The 16,416-nt window shown below is 67.8% G+C and carries 19 protein-coding genes and 1 pseudogene; 10 read left to right on the top strand and 10 right to left on the bottom strand.

Annotation, left to right across the window (positions count from 1 at the left end):
* Positions 1 to 36 precede the first annotated feature (36 nt).
* The 3 genes from ACZ7IB_RS11400 to ACZ7IB_RS11390 form a co-directional block, all read right to left on the bottom strand.
* The gene (locus tag ACZ7IB_RS11400; protein WP_470911516.1) at positions 37 to 1,284 is read right to left on the bottom strand and encodes a hypothetical protein; all 1,248 of its coding nucleotides are present in this window, start codon (positions 1,282 to 1,284) and stop codon (positions 37 to 39) included.
* 250 nt (positions 1,285 to 1,534) lie between these two features.
* Complete coding sequence (locus ACZ7IB_RS11395; RefSeq protein WP_470911513.1) at positions 1,535 to 2,398, bottom strand: NmrA family NAD(P)-binding protein; 864 nt, start codon at positions 2,396 to 2,398, stop codon at positions 1,535 to 1,537.
* Between the two features lie 106 nt (positions 2,399 to 2,504).
* Positions 2,505 to 2,927, bottom strand: coding sequence for an ATP-binding protein (locus ACZ7IB_RS11390; protein ID WP_470911511.1), 423 nt, complete (start codon positions 2,925 to 2,927; stop codon positions 2,505 to 2,507).
* 134 nt (positions 2,928 to 3,061) lie between these two features.
* Here ACZ7IB_RS11390 and ACZ7IB_RS11385 point away from each other — a divergent pair, with 134 nt between their 5' ends.
* From ACZ7IB_RS11385 to ACZ7IB_RS11375, 3 genes are all read left to right on the top strand, one after another.
* Positions 3,062 to 3,928 (top strand): helix-turn-helix domain-containing protein, encoded by an 867-nt coding sequence (locus tag ACZ7IB_RS11385; RefSeq protein WP_470911857.1) that lies wholly within the window; start codon positions 3,062 to 3,064, stop codon positions 3,926 to 3,928.
* The gene (locus ACZ7IB_RS11380; RefSeq protein WP_470911509.1) at positions 3,925 to 4,170 is read left to right on the top strand and encodes a DUF397 domain-containing protein; all 246 of its coding nucleotides are present in this window, start codon (positions 3,925 to 3,927) and stop codon (positions 4,168 to 4,170) included. Before ACZ7IB_RS11385 ends, ACZ7IB_RS11380 begins: the two co-directional genes overlap by 4 nt.
* Before the next feature lie 330 nt (positions 4,171 to 4,500).
* Entirely contained in the window at positions 4,501 to 5,466 is a 966-nt protein-coding gene (locus tag ACZ7IB_RS11375) for a helix-turn-helix domain-containing protein (RefSeq protein ID WP_470911507.1), read from the top strand.
* Between the two features lie 273 nt (positions 5,467 to 5,739).
* Here the strand turns inward: ACZ7IB_RS11375 and ACZ7IB_RS11370 are convergent, their stop codons facing one another.
* Positions 5,740 to 6,525 carry a DUF4232 domain-containing protein gene (locus tag ACZ7IB_RS11370; protein WP_470911505.1) on the bottom strand — a complete coding sequence of 262 codons (786 nt, stop codon included), beginning with the start codon at positions 6,523 to 6,525 and terminating at the stop codon, positions 5,740 to 5,742.
* 352 nt (positions 6,526 to 6,877) lie between these two features.
* Between ACZ7IB_RS11370 and ACZ7IB_RS11365 the strand changes: the two genes are divergently transcribed.
* Positions 6,878 to 7,456, top strand: coding sequence for a TIGR03086 family metal-binding protein (locus ACZ7IB_RS11365; protein WP_470911503.1), 579 nt, complete (start codon positions 6,878 to 6,880; stop codon positions 7,454 to 7,456).
* Positions 7,457 to 7,670: 214 nt separating this feature from the next.
* Here the strand turns inward: ACZ7IB_RS11365 and ACZ7IB_RS11360 are convergent, their stop codons facing one another.
* The 3 genes from ACZ7IB_RS11360 to ACZ7IB_RS11350 are packed head-to-tail and all read right to left on the bottom strand — an operon-like array spanning position 7,671 to position 10,095.
* Positions 7,671 to 8,447, bottom strand: coding sequence for an ABC transporter permease (locus tag ACZ7IB_RS11360; RefSeq protein ID WP_093894197.1), 777 nt, complete (start codon positions 8,445 to 8,447; stop codon positions 7,671 to 7,673).
* On the bottom strand, positions 8,444 to 9,397 hold the full coding sequence (locus ACZ7IB_RS11355; protein WP_470911500.1) for an ATP-binding cassette domain-containing protein: 954 nt from the start codon (positions 9,395 to 9,397) through the stop codon (positions 8,444 to 8,446). Before ACZ7IB_RS11355 ends, ACZ7IB_RS11360 begins: the two co-directional genes overlap by 4 nt.
* A gap of 29 nt (positions 9,398 to 9,426) precedes the next feature.
* Entirely contained in the window at positions 9,427 to 10,095 is a 669-nt protein-coding gene (locus ACZ7IB_RS11350; protein ID WP_470911855.1) for a DUF4097 family beta strand repeat-containing protein, read from the bottom strand.
* Between the two features lie 262 nt (positions 10,096 to 10,357).
* Between ACZ7IB_RS11350 and ACZ7IB_RS11345 the strand changes: the two genes are divergently transcribed.
* Complete coding sequence (locus ACZ7IB_RS11345; RefSeq protein ID WP_470911498.1) at positions 10,358 to 11,092, top strand: GbsR/MarR family transcriptional regulator; 735 nt, start codon at positions 10,358 to 10,360, stop codon at positions 11,090 to 11,092.
* 93 nt (positions 11,093 to 11,185) lie between these two features.
* Positions 11,186 to 11,720 (top strand): annotated as a pseudogene (locus ACZ7IB_RS11340) (DUF1062 domain-containing protein).
* Between the two features lie 49 nt (positions 11,721 to 11,769).
* Here the strand turns inward: ACZ7IB_RS11340 and ACZ7IB_RS11335 are convergent.
* The gene (locus tag ACZ7IB_RS11335; RefSeq protein WP_093894193.1) at positions 11,770 to 12,216 is read right to left on the bottom strand and encodes an anthrone oxygenase family protein; all 447 of its coding nucleotides are present in this window, start codon (positions 12,214 to 12,216) and stop codon (positions 11,770 to 11,772) included.
* 93 nt (positions 12,217 to 12,309) lie between these two features.
* Here ACZ7IB_RS11335 and ACZ7IB_RS11330 point away from each other — a divergent pair, with 93 nt between their 5' ends.
* The 4 genes from ACZ7IB_RS11330 to ACZ7IB_RS11315 all read left to right on the top strand — a co-directional run bounded on the left by ACZ7IB_RS11330 (position 12,310) and on the right by ACZ7IB_RS11315 (position 15,192).
* On the top strand, positions 12,310 to 12,885 hold the full coding sequence (locus ACZ7IB_RS11330) for a TetR/AcrR family transcriptional regulator (protein WP_470911496.1): 576 nt from the start codon (positions 12,310 to 12,312) through the stop codon (positions 12,883 to 12,885).
* 104 nt (positions 12,886 to 12,989) lie between these two features.
* Positions 12,990 to 13,637: an HAD family hydrolase gene (locus tag ACZ7IB_RS11325; protein WP_470911494.1), complete on the top strand. Its 648-nt coding sequence runs from the start codon at positions 12,990 to 12,992 to the stop codon at positions 13,635 to 13,637.
* A 97-nt stretch (positions 13,638 to 13,734) separates the two neighbouring features.
* Positions 13,735 to 14,037, top strand: a complete 303-nt coding sequence (locus tag ACZ7IB_RS11320) for a hypothetical protein (RefSeq protein WP_470911492.1) — start codon at positions 13,735 to 13,737, stop codon at positions 14,035 to 14,037.
* A 117-nt stretch (positions 14,038 to 14,154) separates the two neighbouring features.
* Complete coding sequence (locus ACZ7IB_RS11315) at positions 14,155 to 15,192, top strand: IS630 family transposase (protein ID WP_470911490.1); 1,038 nt, start codon at positions 14,155 to 14,157, stop codon at positions 15,190 to 15,192.
* 110 nt (positions 15,193 to 15,302) lie between these two features.
* Here the strand turns inward: ACZ7IB_RS11315 and ACZ7IB_RS11310 are convergent, their stop codons facing one another.
* Both ACZ7IB_RS11310 and ACZ7IB_RS11305 read right to left on the bottom strand, forming a co-directional pair.
* Entirely contained in the window at positions 15,303 to 15,845 is a 543-nt protein-coding gene (locus ACZ7IB_RS11310; RefSeq protein ID WP_470911488.1) for an SMI1/KNR4 family protein, read from the bottom strand.
* Between the two features lie 14 nt (positions 15,846 to 15,859).
* Positions 15,860 to 16,201 (bottom strand): NucA/NucB deoxyribonuclease domain-containing protein, encoded by a 342-nt coding sequence (locus ACZ7IB_RS11305; protein ID WP_470911486.1) that lies wholly within the window; start codon positions 16,199 to 16,201, stop codon positions 15,860 to 15,862.
* Between the last annotated feature and the right edge of the window lie 215 nt (positions 16,202 to 16,416).

Raw genomic sequence — 16,416 nt, 5'->3', positions numbered from 1 at the left:
CGGCGGTGGCGGTCGCCGCACGGCGGGCCCCGGGGGTCATGCGCCCGGCCGGAGGCTCAGCTCTGCCCGCAACGCGGCGACGTCCACCCGGCCGGCAGCCAGCAGCCGTACGACCGCGCCACCGGCCCCGGCGTCCGTATCCGTCGCCGACTCGTCGAGCAGCGCGGACAGCAGGTGGACCGTACCGACCGTGGGCGAACCGTGCTCGGCGGCGGACAGCCGCGCGACCGCCATGGTCCGGTCGGCGGCGGCGGACAGCCACACCTCGGAGCCGTCGGGAACCGGAACGGACTCGGTTGCCGAAGCCGAAGAGACCAGGGATATCTGCCGTACGCCGTGTCGGCGCATCAGGGCCGGAGCAGCGTTGGCGTCTGCCAGACTCCCGGGAAGCGAGCGCCCGGCAACGGACAATGCCCGGTCCAGGGCCAGTATCCCCAGCAGGAGATCCACCGGCTCCGCCGCGGCACGCCCGCACCGTACCGCTTGCCGCACGGCCTCGACGGTCACCGCGAACAGAACCGGTGAGCCGTTCTGGGAGGCCCCGGAGGTCCACGAAGTCAGCGCGCGTGTCAGGCGGTTACCGCTCCTACCCAGCGTTCCGGCCCGACGAAGAAGGGTGACGCCGCGGGATTCCGGTCCCTCGGTCTCCGCTGGGGCGCTCGCGTCCAGTCCGCCGAGCGTGGTTCCCGAGGCGGCCGTATCCAGCCTCTGCAGCAGCAGGGCTTCCCGTGCCCTGGTGTCCGGCAGGTCCAACAGGGCACGGGCCACGTGCCGGCAGCGCACCGAGATCGTCCCCTCGGCGCGGGCCGACCTGAGCGCGAGCAGCAGGCACGCGCGCACCGCCCCGGTCATCCCGGGCAGCGCCCGGCCGCTCTTTGCGGCCGATCCGCGCGAACCAAGGCCGAAGCGCCACCGTGCCTCACGCCAGGCGGCATCGACCTCTGCCTCATCGGCTTCCTGATGGGCTTCCTCATCGGCGCCGGCTCCGACCGGCGCACTGTGCACCTCGTCGTCGCTCACCCAACCGAGGCCCGCCCGACCGGAGATCATGCCGCTGAGCGAACCGGCCTTCCGCATCCCCGGAGCGATCGCCTCACCGGCGTCCGTGTCCCCCATCACGAGCTCCCCCAGCAGGGTGTCCGTCCCCACGGCCGACATCTCGCTCCTGACCGCACGGCGCAGTGCCTCCACGAGCAGGTCCATGACGTCCGGCTCGAACTCCGTGGTCGCTCCGACCACGGCCGTGGCGTCGGCGTGTACTCCGGTCGTCCCTCGCTGGTCCATCGGACGTTCCCCTCGAAGCGCGGTGGCTTGGTCAACACGACGCTAGGCGCACCCCCGCGACACCGCATCGGCCGACCGGCCACACTCCCGGTCCGATCGGCAAACCGGTTACGGAACATCAGTGACCCGGCGCACCCCGTCGTACGACGACTGGACAACGGATGTCACGCGGACCGCGGCCGGCTGTTTCAAGCGGACAGCCCGGTTCGGGCGGGGGTCGACGTACGACGTGCCATCACAGGCCCAGGTGTCACGCTGTCCTGATGCGGGGCGTCGGCCACTTCTGGGCGTCTGCCCATGCGCCGTACGGAGTCCAGGGGACGGTGGGGAACTGCGTCCGCAACGCCTCCAGGTCCACCTGGTAACCGGTGTCCGCCAGAAAGCTGTACATGGCGAACATGTCGGGGTTGGTGGTACGCAGGTCCGCCAGCGGGGTCTGCCGGAACGCGACCGTGCCGCCCGCGGCCCGTCCGATCTCCTCGGCCATCCGGACCGGCGTGGGATCGTCGCCCGCCACCTCGATCCGCTGCCCGATCCATCGGTCCGGATCGGCCACGACCGCGGCCACGACACGGCCCAGGTCCTGCCGTGCCACCTGCTGAAGGGGGGTGTCACCGGGAAGCGGCATGGTGAGGAGGCCGGCGGCGACCTCGTCCAGCGCACCCAGCGCGTTGTCGTAGAAGTAGGTCGGTGCCACCACCGTTGCCGGAAGTCCGGAGCCGGCGAGCAGTTCCTCGGTCCTGGCCTTGGTCTCGAAGTGCGGGATGCCGGTGCCACGGTCCGCACTGGCGACGGAGGCCAGCACCAGATGCGGCAGTGCGACGTCCTCGGCGGCCCGTACGATCGCCGCGCCCTGGGCCACCTCCGCGTCCAGGCCGTCCTGGAACGGCGTGGTCACGGCGAACGCGGCCGTCGTGCCCAGGAACGCCTCGGCGAGCGAGCCCGCGTCGAACAGATTGCCGGGGACGACCTCCGCTCCGGCCGCCGCCAGCGCCCTGGCCCGCCCGCTGCCGGGATCACGCACCACGGCGCGCACGGCACGCCCCGCCTCCAGCAGGGCGGCGGCCACCGCGCCGCCCTGGCCGCCGGTCGCTCCGAGTACCGCGATGGACATGAGGTCTCCCTGGTCGACAGGTACGGGTCCATGCTGACCAGCAGCGGCCGGACCTGCCACCGGGAGGGCCCCGGGTGGTGGGCGTCGGCGCTGCCGCGTATCCGTCTCAATGATGGCAGGCAAGCAACTCGGCCCAGACTGTCTTGCCCACGTCCCGGTCGGTGACTCCCCAGGACGTGGCCAGCGCCTCGACCAGATGCAGGCCGTACCCGGACTCCGCGCCGGCTCGGAGGCGGCGCTGCTCCGGCCCTTGCTCACCCCGCGCGTCCGACACCTCGATACGGAGCGTGTCCGCCAGGTCGAGAAGCCTCAGCTCGAAGTCCCGCCCCTTCACGTGCCCGTGCAGCACCGCGTTCGCCGCCAGTTCGGCCACGACCAGGGCGGCATCGTCGGAGAGCTCGCTCCCGTACGGCACGCCCCACTCGTCGAGTTGATGCACAGCGAGCCGGCGGGCGAGCCGTACCCCGCGGCGGGTGGCGCTGAACCGTTGGACGAACTCGGCGCTCACATGGGTGATTTCGGCGTTCATGTGACTCAGCGTGTCCGGTCCCTCGTACGCTGACCAGGAGTGACACCACGACGCCGAGTAGCTGTACGGGCACGCCCGGTCGGCTGTACGGGGCGTCGGCCGTGACCGGGCGGACAGAGAGCGGTGCGGGGCAGATGGCGAACGCGGAACGCGAAGAACGACCGGAGCGGCCGGCCGAGTCGGACGGGACGGCGCACCTGTTCAGGGCGCTGGGCAAGCAGATCAAGGTGCTGCGCGAGCGCGCCGGCCTGAGCCAGAAGGACCTGGGCACGGCAACTCACTGCGGCGAGGATCTGATCTCCGCGATGGAACGCGGTGTACGAACACCTCAGCCGGACTTCCTGGGGCGCGCGGATCGGGTGCTGGACGCGGGCGGGGTCCTGAGGACGGCGGTCGACGAGGTACGGGAGGCGTTGTCGCGGTCACGGACGCGGCACCCGGACTGGTTCCGGGACTATGCGCGGGTGGAGGCGGATGCGCTTGCGCTGCACGACTACAGCAACCAAGCGGTTCCGGGACTGCTCCAGACCGAGGAGTACGCGCGCGCACTTTTCACTCAACGTCGTCCCCTGCTTGACGAGGAGACGATCGAGAAGCGGGTGGCCGACCGACTGGACCGCCAAAGGATTTTCGAGCGCTGGCCCGCTCCGACGATGACGTACGTGCTGGAGGAGGTCGTTTTGCAGCGCCCCCTCGGCGGACGACCCGCACACAGACGGCAGCTGGAGCGCCTGTTGCAAGTCGGGCGCATGCGCACCGTGTCACTCCAGATCATGCCGACAGACACCGAGGAGCATCCCAGCCTGGGAAGCTCCTTCATCATGCTCACCCCCAAGGGGCGTCAAGAGGTGGCGTATACGGAGACGTACGGGTATCCCCGCCTGATCACGGACCCCGACGAAGTCCGGGTCTTCAGCGAGCGATATGGGAATATCCGATCGCAGGCTCTCACCAATCGGGAGTCCCTGACGCTGATCGAGAAGATGCTGGGAGAGCGATGAACACCGAGCGACTGCGCTGGTTCAAGAGCAGCTACAGCGACGGCGAAGGCGGCGCCTGCATCGAGGTCGCCTACGACTGGCACAAGTCCAGTTACAGCACCGGCGAAGGCGGCAATTGCATCGAAATCGCCACCTGCCCCACCACCATCCACATCCGCGACTCGAAGAACGTCCAGGGCCCCCACCTCGACGTCGCCCCCGCCGCCTGGTCCGCCTTCGTCTCGTACGCGCGCCAGGGCTGAGCACGGCCCGATCCGCCTGGCACACCTGGTCCCGCACCGGATCGCGACAGCCGCGACCCGGTGCGCCGCGACCCGGCCGACCGCGACGCGGCGGCCCCCGACGTAAAGGCTTTAAAGGCTTTGGGAAGAAGGAACTTCCCAACCAAACCCCTCCCCCGGCCTCAACCAGAGGCCCGTCACTCACACGGGTGAGGTTTGCCAACTGAGCTGGATTTCACAGCGGTTGGCTGGCATATGCTCGCCGCGACAACCGCAAACATGCGTCGGCCCCCGGCCGGGACTCGCAATCCCGATCGAGGGCCTGACCACCGAGGAAGAGAACGCTTCCCGATGGATACCCAGCAGGTTAGCGCGCCCTCACGCGCCCCGTCTCCCGTTCGCGGGGACGCCACGCCGTCATCCGGTGTCGTACACATCAACTCCCGCCACACCAGCCACTTCACGGTCGTCGGCAACCACCTCGCCCAGCACCGCGAGCTCTCCCTCCTCGCGATCGGCCTCGCCACCCACATCCAGTCGCTCCCCGCCGGGACGAAGATCGGGATCAAACCCCTCACCGAACGCTTCCCGGACAGCGAAGCCCGCATCGCCGCCGCACTACGCGAACTGGAAGCCCACGGCTACCTGAAACGCACCCGCGAACGCCTCCCCAACGGCCGCGTCGTCACCCGCACCTGCTCGTACAACCAACCGGGCACCACCGACGCCCACCCCGCCCCGGCCCCCAGGCGACGCCCCAAGCCCAGCCACCCAGCCCCGGTCGCTGCCCTGGCCCCGGTCGCCACTCCCACACCACCGTCACCCGAGGCACCCGCACCACCGACCCCCACAGCCGTACCCTCCACACCCCCACCGCGTCCCGCATCCCCCTACGTCCCCGCCCCCACCGCGCCCAAGCCCCCGCCCCCGCCACTCCCCCAACCCACCAAGCCCCTCCCCCAACTCCTCCACGCCGCCATCGCGCTCCTCACCGACCTCCACCGCCGCACACCCCAAATCACCCTCACCGAACGCGACATCCACCACCTCGCCCCCGCCGTCGCCACCTGGTTCGAACGCGGCACCACGCCCACCGCCATCCGCCAGGCCCTCACCAGCGACCTCCCCCAGCCCCTCAGATTCCCGGCCAAATTCTTGAGGCACCGCCTCATCGCCCTCCTCCCACCCCCGACCACCCCCGTCGACCAGCCCACCCCGCTCCAGAACTGCGACCGCTGCGACCGCGCCTTCCGCTCCCCCACCCCAGGCAACTGCCACGACTGCACAGCCGACGAACCGCACCTCCTGTCGGCCTGAACAAGTGGGGTCTCTACCCTGTGGTGTTCATTGCTGGTGGCCTCGGTCCTGTCTTCCTCGCGCCTTCGCTGAATTGCAGGTTTTCTCCGTCCGGGCGGCCGCATCCGCGCACGCCCGACCGCAGCCGAGGACCGCGGCACCTCCCCATCGCATGACCGCCGGCCCCCCTGCTGTATTGCCATGGCCGGGCAGTCCAGCACTCTGCGCAGCGCGGTGAGCTCCCGGTGCCCCCGGCCAGGGCGTTTCCCCGGCCGCAGGGGGCACTCGCATGTGTCAGCCGGCGGGGGAGTCGCTGACCTTGCCGAGCGGGCTGATCCGGATCGGCCGGTTGGCGCTCTGGGAGTCGGGGTTCTCGGCCGGGAGGGAGCCCGCGGGCCAGGCGATGGTGACGGTCTTCGTCTCGTTCGGCGGAGTCACCAGGATCTTGGACACGCGCACGCCGGAGCCGCCGGTGTTGTTGACCGGGAACGTGATGTTGAAGGCGGCGGACTCGCCGTCCTTGAGGACGTCGGCGCGGGGCTTGTCGTCGTTGCGCTTCACGGACATGGTGTCGCCCGATGCCGTCTTCAGGTCGACGCCGGCGAAGCCGCTGATGGTGCAGTCGCGGCCGCCCTCGTTCTTGAACTGGACGGTGACGACGCCCTCCTCCTTGTCGGTCGTGTTGTCGGCAGCGCTGACCTCCAGCTCGTCGCTGCGGCAGATGCCGACCGACTGCCCGTTGGAACCGGTGCCGGCGAGCGTGCCTTCGCCGCCTCCGTTGCCGCTTGCCTTGCCGTCGCTGCTGTTTCCGGTGCCGCTTCCCTTGCTGCTGCTGGAGCCCTGGTCCGGGTCGCCGCTGCCGGAGCCGCCGTTCCCGCCCGTCGAGGCGCTGGAGGAGGAGCCGGCAGGCGCCGCGTCCGTGCTGCCGTCGTCGCCGTTGCAGGCGGTCAGGGCGAGGGCGCTGACGAGCGTGAGGCCGGCGAGGAACGTCGAGCTGGTGTGAGTGAGCTTCATGGGTTCCCCCGTGGTGTACGTGGTGGCGATTCGCGGCCGGTCGGCGTTCTCCGTCCGGCTCGGCAACAGACAATCCGTTCCAGGGACGCGGGGACAAGCGGGAGCGGGGGATCGGGGACGCCGGGACACCGATACGGGGTTTGACCTGCGAGAACGACTACTCCCTGGAACGCGGTGATGGGATGCCCCGGTGGCACCCGCGCCCCTTGGAGGGGCAGCCGGTGGCCTCCCTCGGCGCCCCGTAGCGGATACGGCTCGTTGGCCGGACGCTCTGGTCGGGATACATGAGCGGTTCGTGCTCGACTGGCCAAAACCTGGTGCGCTTCAGGCAAAGGTCGCCCCCGACAGGCATCGGGAGAGGCTGAGGCGCCTCAGAAATGTGTGGCAAAGAAAGGGAGGCACGGCTAGCGTCGCGGCCGTGGATATCAGAGAACTGGACCGCCGCGCCCTCGCCACCTTGGGAGCGGTTATCGCGCAGATCGGCCCGGATCATCTTCGTCTTCCAACGCCGTGTGCCGACTGGACCCTGCACGGCCTGCTCCGCCACCAAGTGAGCGAGAACCTCGGCTTCGCAGCCGCCGCAGCAGGCGTCACCGGTGACATCCTGGTCTGGGACCAGGGCAACCTGGGTGGGGATCCTTACCAGGCCTACCTCGACTCGGCAGACACCATGACTAAGGCGTTCGCCGAGGATGTCCTGGACCATTCGCTCCAGATCAGGGAGTTCGGGTTCTTTCCCGGCCGGGTCGCGCTCGGTATGCATGTGCTCGACTGCGTAGTCCACGGCTGGGACGTCGCTCAGACCATCGGTGTTGCCTTCGATCCGGGCGCCGACCTCGTCCGCTACTCACTCAAGGTCGCGGCGCTGATCCCGACCGGAGCACCGTCCGGCGACCGGCCAAGGGCTGCGTTCGCCCCGGCGGTCGAGATCTCCGCGAGCTCTCCCGCCCTGGAGCGGCTGCTCGGACTCGTCGGCCGTCGTCCAGCGGCAAGCTGAGCGACTGCTCACAGGCAAAGCTGTTCTGAACGCCCAGATCAAAAAGGATCCGACCCGGGGCCGCTTCGGCGAGTGAGCAGGTAGGCGTCAATGGCCAGGGGCGCATCCACGTCGTTCGTGGACGCGAAAGGGGCGGCGCACGACCGACGCGGTGTCGGTGTACGCCGCCCTGGAGCGGTTCGGGTGGCGGGGGTGGCCCGCGCTGTCATGGCGGTTACTTGGGGTCGCGGTTGAACTGTGCCTTGGACCAGCGGTAGCCGAGGATGGTCAGGGCCAGGCACCAGGCGAGGGCGATCCACCAGTTGTTGCCGATCTCGGTCCCGAGGAGAAGTCCGCGCAGGGTCTCGATGGCGGGGGTGAAGGGCTGGTACTCGGCGATCGGCTGGAACCAGCCCGGCATGCTGTTCAGGGGGACGAAGGCACTGGAGATGAGGGGCAGCAGGATCAGCGGCATGGCGTTGTTGCTGGCCGCCTCCGCGTTGGGGCTGCCCAAGCCCATGCCGACCGCGATCCAGGTGAAGGCCAGGGCGAAGAAGGCGAGCAGGCCGAAGGCTGCCAGCCATTCCAGGACGGTGGCATCGGTGGAGCGGAAGCCCATGGCCACACCGATGGCGCCGACGAGGATCACGCTGATGATGGTCTGCAGGACGCTGCCGACGACGTGGCCGAAGAGGATGGAGCTGCGGTGGATGGCCATGGTGCGGAAGCGGGCGATGATGCCTTCGTTCATGTCGGTGGAGACCGACACGGCGGTGCCGATGGTGGTGGAGCCGATGGTCATCAGAAGGATGCCCGGGACGATGTAGGCGATGTAGGCGGAGCGGCCCGTGCCCCCGCTCATGGTGTCGCCGAAGATGTAGACGAACAGCAGGAGCAGCATGACCGGGGTCAGCAGCAGGTTCAGGGTGAGGGAGGGGTAGCGGCGGGCGTGCAGGAGGTTGCGGCGCAGCATCGTGGACGAGTCGCGCACGGCGAGGGAGAGGGAGCTCATCGGACAGTCTCCTTGGGCTGGGTGGGCACGGTGGTGGCGGTGAGGGCGAAGAAGACGTCGTCGAGGTCGGGGGTGTGCACGGTCAGCTCGTCGGCCTCGATGCCGGCCGAGTCCAGCCGGTCGAGGATGGAGCGCAGTTCGCGCTGGCTGCCGTCGCCGGGGATCTGCAGCGACAGCGCCTCGTCGTTGCGGGTCGCCTCGTCGAGGGTGCCGGCTGCGTTCTGGTAGGCGGCGGGGTCGGTGAAGCGCAGGCGGACGTGTCCGCCGGGGATGAGCCGCTTCAGCTCCTCGGCCGTGCCCTCCGCGGCGATCTTCCCGTCGTTCAACACAGCGATCCGGTCCGCGAGTTCGTCGGCCTCTTCCAGGTACTGGGTGGTGAGGAAGACGGTGACGCCATCGGTGACCAGTTCGCGGATGATGCCCCACATGTTGTGCCGCGAGCGCGGGTCGAGGCCGGTGGTCGGCTCGTCCAGGAAGATGATCCGGGGGTTGCCGACGAGGGTCATGGCGATGTCGAGGCGGCGTTTCATGCCGCCGGAGTAGGTGGAGGCCGGCTTCTTCGCCGCCTCGACCAGGTCGAAGCGCTCCAGCAACTCGGCGGCCACTCGGCGGCCCTCGCTGCGGGAGAGGTGGTGCAGGTCGGCCATGAGGAGCATGTTCTCCTCGCCGGTGATCAGGCCGTCGACGGCGGAGAACTGCCCCGTGACACCGATCGCGGCACGTACGGCCTGCGGTTCGGCGGCCAAGTCGTGACCGCCGACGTGCAGGTCGCCGGCGTCGGCGGAGACGAGGGTGGACAGGATCTTCACGGCGGTGGTCTTGCCGGCGCCGTTCGGGCCGAGCAGAGAGAAGACCGTGCCTTCCGGGACGGTCAGGTCGATCCCGTCGAGGACGGTCTTGTCACCGTAGGACTTGCGCAACCCGTGCGCCGCGATAGCCAAGTTGGTCATGAGGAGAGCTCCTTCAAAGACTGCGAGGTTCAGAGGCTGCGGGCGGTGATGTCGCCCTGGGAGGTGGTCGCCTTGATGGTCAGGCCGGGCGTGCCGTCGCTGTTCTTCAGCGCGTTGTCGATCCGGCCGTGGCCGGTGCCGGCGTCCAGGGAGGCGGAGACGCCGCGAGCCGCGCCGACGGTGATGTCGCCCTGCTGGGTGCTCAGCGTGAGCTGCCCGCGCACGGCCTCGGTGATGTTCACGTTGCCCCGCTGGGTGCTGATCTCGCCGGGACCGCTCAGGCGGCCGACCGTGATGTCGGCGTCGAGTCCGGTGAGGCGGGCGCCGGCGGCCTCATCCAGCTTGACCGAGCCGTAGCCGCCGTCGAAGGCGACGTCGCCGAGCCGTCCCACGCCGCGGAACTCGGCGGCGGCCGCCTTCGCCTCGACACAGGAGCCGGCGGGCAGCTGGACGGTGACCTCGACGGATCCGGAGTTGCCAAGGATCCGGTTCTTCGCCTGCGGGGCCTGGATCCGCAGGACGCCGTCGGCGTAGGTGACTTCGGTCTGTTCGGCGGCCTTGACGTCGCGGCTCTTGGCGGCGTTGGCGGGCAGGACCTCGACGGTGGTGTCGGTGCGGTCGGCGGCGATGAACTGGATGCGTCCCGCGGGGATGTCGAGGACGGCCTGGACGGCGGCGGGGGTGTCGAACTTCTGCATCATGCTCTCCTTCTCCGGTATCGCGCGCCCCTTCGGCCCGCTCTTTCCGATGAAGGAAAAGCTACGTTGCATTCATGAATCTGACAACAGATTCGTTGCGTCAAACTCCCATCAGTGCAGGTAGATGCGGAAAAGTTGATGCAATGACCTCGCGCATAACGCAACGTCTCAACGTGCAGTACGTTGCAATGAATTGAGAGTGAACGCTATAGTCGGCACACCAGCCACCACAGGGCCACCCCAGGCCACGAAGGAGACCGCGATGCCGGGAGGCAGGCTCACCCAGCAAGAACGCCAGCAGATCGCACTGGGACTGGCCGACGGCCTCGCCTACGCCGAGATCGCCCGACGTCTGAACCGCCCCACCTCGACGATCACGCGTGAGGTGATGCGCAACGGCGGCCCCACCGCCTACCGCGCCGAAGTGGCCCACCGCGCCACCGAACACCGCGCCCACCGCCGCAGGAAGGCCGCACCCCGCGAGGCGCAGTCACCGCCGCAGCCCTACGGACGCGACGCCGAAGCCGTGCGCGAGTACGAGGAAGTGTTCACCACCGTCATCATGGCGTCGGGCGCACCCCTGATGATGTCCCGGGTGATGGCCTGCCTCACCCTCACCGACACCGGCAGCCTCACCGCAGCCGAACTTGCCCAGCGCCTCCAGGTCAGCCCGGCGTCCGTCTCCAAAGCAATCACGTTCCTCGAGAGCCAGGGAATGGTCCGCAGAGAACGCCACGAACGCCGCCGCGAGCGCTACATCGTCGACGACGACGTCTGGTACGAGGCGATGATGGCCAGCGCCCGCTCCACCGCCCAACTCGTCGAAACCTCACGGCAGGGCATCAGCGTCCTCGGCCCCGACACCCCAGCCGGCGCCCGCCTCGAGAACATCGCCCGCTTCCTCGACTACGTCTCCGAAAGCATCGCCCGCGCCGCAGAACAGGCCCGCGACATCCTCCACACGAAACCCGGAACAACCCCCGACACCACCACCTGAACCACGCTCGATCGCCAGCAGGCAGCCACGTACACACCTCGCCGCACCACCCCGCCACCGGCCTACATCTTCGGAGATGTGACGAGCGCGGGCATCGGCGACGGTAGCGCGGACCGCTCCGCCTGCCTGCCGCTCGTTCTCCGCCCGCGTCCGAGCACTTCCGGGCAAGCGGTAAATTTCGCGTCAACGCAAACCACAAGCTCATCGACGCCTGGCTCCTCGCGCTCTGTACCGCTTGCGGGGAAACTGCAAAGCTCACGGTCCTGGAGCGAATGAATGTGCGCTCCCTACGACCTGAGCTGCTGGACCGGCTGCATGACAACGACCCTGGCCTGACAGCTGAACTGCTCCAGGATCCGGTCGTGCGGCGCCGCAATCCATCGCCCTCGACTGGGACAACGCCTGGCGCCTCGACACCGGCGGATCGGATCACCCGGACCGCGAGGTGATCGACGTCTCGGTCCGCTTGGCGGCGCGGATCCCTGTCCGGCCGGTGCGGCTGATCGCTGAAGGTTGCGGTCTTTCGCGGGCCGAGGTCGAGAGACTGATCACGGAAGGGAAGCTCGTTTCGGCAGTCCGGCTGAGCGGCAAGCTCTCCGGCGACTTCACCTTCACGCTCAAGCGCTGAGCCCTCCTCGGGACCAGGGGCCTGTCCGGCAAGGTCCGCCGGACAGGCCCTAGACGAGGGCCACCGCGAACAGCGTGAAGGCGAGCACGATGACGCCCACGCGGACGTAGTGGAACCGGTCCCAACGCCCCACCTGCTGCTTCCAGTCCGCGGGTACGCCTTCCTGTGACCAGGTCGCGACGCGTGAGTTGATCGGCACGAGCAGCAGGATCGACATCACCACGCTCACCACGAGCAGCGCTGCGCCCGCGGCGACGAGCGACGCGCCCGCGTCGCCCCACGTCAGCGTGGACCACACCGCGCCGAGGACGACCGAGCCGATGTACCAGAACGGCATCACCCGGCCCAGGACGCGCGCCCCGTCGCTGCGGGCTTCGACCCCGCCGTCGTTCGGAAGCCGGTCGAGGATCGGGTTCACGAACACCGCCACCGCGAACTCCACGCCCACCATCAGCCCGACCACAACGACCGTGACGACGGCCAGTACGTCCTGCATGACCCCTCCAAAAGGCTGACCTAGCGGCGCTAGGTTCTGACGCAATGCTAGACATGCCATCGCTCCATTGTCTAGCGGTGCTAGCATCGAGTCATGTCAGTACACGAACGCAAGGAACGTGAGCGGGCCAACCGCCACAGGCTGATCGTCTCCACGGCCCGCGAACTCGCCGAGGCCCACGGCTGGGACGCCGTCACCACGCGCCGGCTCGCCGAGCGGATCGAGTACAGCCAGCCCGTGCTCTACAGCCACTTCCGGGGCAAGAACGAGATCGTGGCAGCGGTCGCACTGGAGGGGTTCGCCGAGCTGACGACCGCGCTGCGCGCCGCGGTGCCGGAGGGGCCCGCCAGCCGGGAGGCGGTGGCCGCACTGGCCCGCGCCTACACCGACTTCGCCGCGCGCAATCCCGCCCTGTACGACGCGATGTTCAGCCTCGACAACGGCCTCCCCTTCGCCGACGACGCCACGCCCGCTCCACTGCGCGAGGCGTTCCAGGCCCTGCTGGACCCGCTCGTCGACCACGCACACCCCGATGAACCGGGCTTGTTCGTCGAGACGTTCTGGGCCGCGCTGCACGGACTGGTCACCCTCACCCGCGCCGGACGCCTGCCCGCCGACCGGGTCCCCGACCGCCTGACGCTCCTGGTCGACCGCTTCGTCCCCCGCTAGGGTCCGCGCCGGCCCGGCTCGCCGCCTGTTCTGCTGATCACCAGGTCCGCGCCGCCGGTCTCATCCCGCCTCCGTTGAAGTGCGGGTTTCTTTATCCTGGCCGGATGACCACTCCTCCTGAACTCGTCATATTCGACTGCGACGGTGTACTCGTCGACAGCGAACGCATCGCCGTGCGCATCCAGGTCGAAGTGGGCGCCGAACTGGGGTGGCCGCTGACGGCGGAAGAGGTCATCGAGAAGTTCGTGGGCCGGTCGAACAAGTCCATCGGTGCGTTGGTCGAGGCCCATCTGCCCGGCAAGTCCGCCCTCTGGCAGCGGCGCTTCGAGGACCTGCACCGCGCCGCCGTGGACTCCGAACTCGTCGCGGTCGACGGCATCCACGAGGCGCTGGCCGCCCTCGCGTTCCCCACCTGTGTGGCATCGAGCGGCAGCCACGAGAAGATGCGCCACACCCTCGGCCACACCGGACTTCACTCCCACTTCGAGGGCCGCATCTTCAGTGCGAGCGAGGTCGCGAACGGCAAGCCGGCCCCCGATCTCTTCCTCCACGCGGCCCGGCAGATGGGCGTGGATCCCTCGGCCTGTGTTGTCGTCGAGGACAGCAAGTACGGGGTACAGGCCGCCCGTTCGGCCGGAATGCGGTCCCTCGGCTACGCGGGCGGGCTGACCCCGGCGCACTGGCTGGAGGGCCCGGACACGGTGGTCTTCGACGACATGCGCAAACTGCCGACGCTCTTGTCGGAGATCTGACGGCCGGCCGCCTCGGGTCCGTTACGCGTAAGGCGGGTCGGGGTGGTCGCTACCCTGTTCTCCCCCTGCCACGAGGCGGGGAACACAGGGGTGGGACATGCGCAGAAGAATGGCTGCGGCTTCCGTGGTGGCGGTAGTGGCCACCGGGATCGCGGTGGCTCCGGCCGCTCACGCGGAGGGGCGGGGCGACATCCGGGTCACCAAGACCGTCGGCCACCTCAACCCCCACCACCCCGTCGAAACCACCCCGACCTGCCAATTCTGGCGCCGACTCCACCAAACCCGCGCCCTGGTCAGCCACTACCGCCGCCGAGGCGATCCCCTCCCGCGCCACCTACGCGCCTGGGCCAAGTACCAGCCGATCCCACCAATCAACGACCCTCAAGATCTCCGGCTGTAGTACTAGTGTCTCGTGATCCTGTTGGTGGAACCTGTGGTCGTTCTACTCGTTGAGCCCGGTATGGATCTCTCCTCTGAACAGATGGCTGATCTGCGGGAGTTGGCGAACTCTCGTCACGTGACGGCTGATCTGGCACTGCGTGCGCGGATCGTGCTGTGGTCCGGCGAGGGACGGCGGCGTAAGGAAATTGCCGAGTTGGCCGGGGTGTCGCCGGTGACGGTGGACCGGTGCAAGGCCCGTTATGCCGCCCAGGGGTTGGCCGGTTTGGAGGAGAGACGCCGCGGGGGCGGGCGCGATCAAGTGCCGCCGCAGACGCGGGGCCGCGTAATTGCGCTGACGAAGATGACCCCGCCGGCGGATTCGGGGCTGTCGCACTGGTCCACCCGGACGCTGGCCGATCACATGAAACGACGCGAGGGCATCTCGGTGTCCTGGCACTACGTTGCCCGTGTCTGGCGGGAGGAGAATCTCAAGCCGCACCGGAACGGCACCTTCAAGATTTCGAAGGACCCCGAGTTCGCGGACAAGGTCGCCGATGTCGTCGGCCTCTACCTGGCCCCGCCCGGCGGCGCGGTGGTGCTGTCCATCGACGAGAAGACGCAGATACAGGCGCTGGACCGGACCCAGCCGGTGCTGCCGGTCGCCTTCGGCGCGAGTGAGAAGCGCACCCACGACTACGTGCGGCACGGCACCACCAATCTGTTCGCCGCCCTCAATGTCCATACCGGTGAGGTGACCGGCGAGTGCAAGCCGAGTCGGAACGGGGCGAACTTCCTCGCCTTCTTGAAGAAGGCGACCAAGCCGCACGCCGGCAAAGAGATCCACGTTGTCCTGGACAACCTGTCCACCCACACCACGCCGGAGGTGAAGGCGTGGCTGGAGGAGAACCCGCACATCCACTTCCATTTCACTCCCATCGGTTCCTCGTGGTTGAACCAGATCGAAATCTGGTTCGGGATCCTTACTCGGCAGTCCATTCGCCGCGGCACGTTCTCCAGCGTCAACGTCCTGGTCAAGCAGATCCGTGACTACATCAACTCCTGGAATGAGCACGCGAGTCCGTTCACCTGGACCACATCCGCCGAGGAGATCCTCGCGAAGGTCCGCTTCGTCCAGACCAACATGAAGAAACTCGTCAATAACAACTCAAACTGACACGATCAGGATCACGAGACACTAGAGAGCGACCATCTCGCTCCCGGGAGCCATCGCGGCCGTTGTCGCCCTTCACCACACCTCAACGTGAGGTTTGGAAAAGCCTCGATTCACGCATCACGAATAGCGACTTCTTCAAGCTCGATCCACCGGGCATCATCCGCCTGGAGAATGTCGAAATTATCCACAAAGAAGATACCTTCCCGATAGCACGCAACAAAAGTAGATACCATTTGGTCAATACTCTTGAAAGCCATCCTGGAATCTTCACCAATCATCACACTTGCAACCCGCGAAGATATTTCACCGGGAATATACACGGCTGCGTAGAAATCTCCACCACCACTAGCAAGCAGGGGAATCCAATGTGACCCCAGTACCGCACAACCAGGAAAATCTGCCCTGACAGCCATCGCCTCGTCAACTGAAAGCGGCTCATACCCTGGAATCAGTGCAGCGTCATCCTGTGTTTGATCAGGGTGATAGGCAACCCCATTTGACCACGCAAACCACGCCGCAACATCAGAGGGGACGGGTGAGGTGAACGCGCGCTCGAGGAGCTCAATGGGAACACCTGGGTTGCGGTGTGTGACAACTGGGCGCCCCAGATGCTCAGCAGCCATCCAAAGATCCCGAATTCGCTCCTCGAGCACAGCATACTCCCCTTCTAGCGCACCCTTACGGCATATTGATCGCCGGGATTTATTCCTGCGTTCTTATAGAATTCCTTGAGGGCCCAGCCGTGACTAGAGTTTATACTGCCGGGCGAGAGGGTGAGAGTTGCCCCTGAACCACCTTCAACACTGGAGGCAAAAGGATACTCCTCCCACGTTGCGTTGGACGCAAATCGACGTGGCCTCGGTGCATGCGCTTGGGCTTGCCGCCTTGCGGTCCTGGCAGCCGCCTCACCACCCGCCCTCCTCGTAAGGATTCCAGGGGCTCCGCCAGCGATCGCTTTGTCGAAGTTTGCCGCCTGGGGGAAATGGGCTGCGGAGTCGATCTCATGCACAGGAAGAGAAGTCACTTCACCTGCGGAATCAACTGCGAAAACTCGGGGACAGCTTGTGTTGTGAACAAGGACCGGGGTGGCGCCCGCCAGCACATAGTACGTGTGCTACGCGGCCCCTCTCTATCTGCGTATTCGCAGATCAGCGGCGGTTTCGGGTTCCGCTGGTGTCCGTGGTTGTGCGGGGGAATCCGTGGGTGTTGCCGTCGCTACTGCCG

This window comes from Streptomyces sp. NPDC037301 (assembly GCF_055602785.1).
This window is presented reverse-complemented; position numbering and strand designations above follow the sequence as displayed.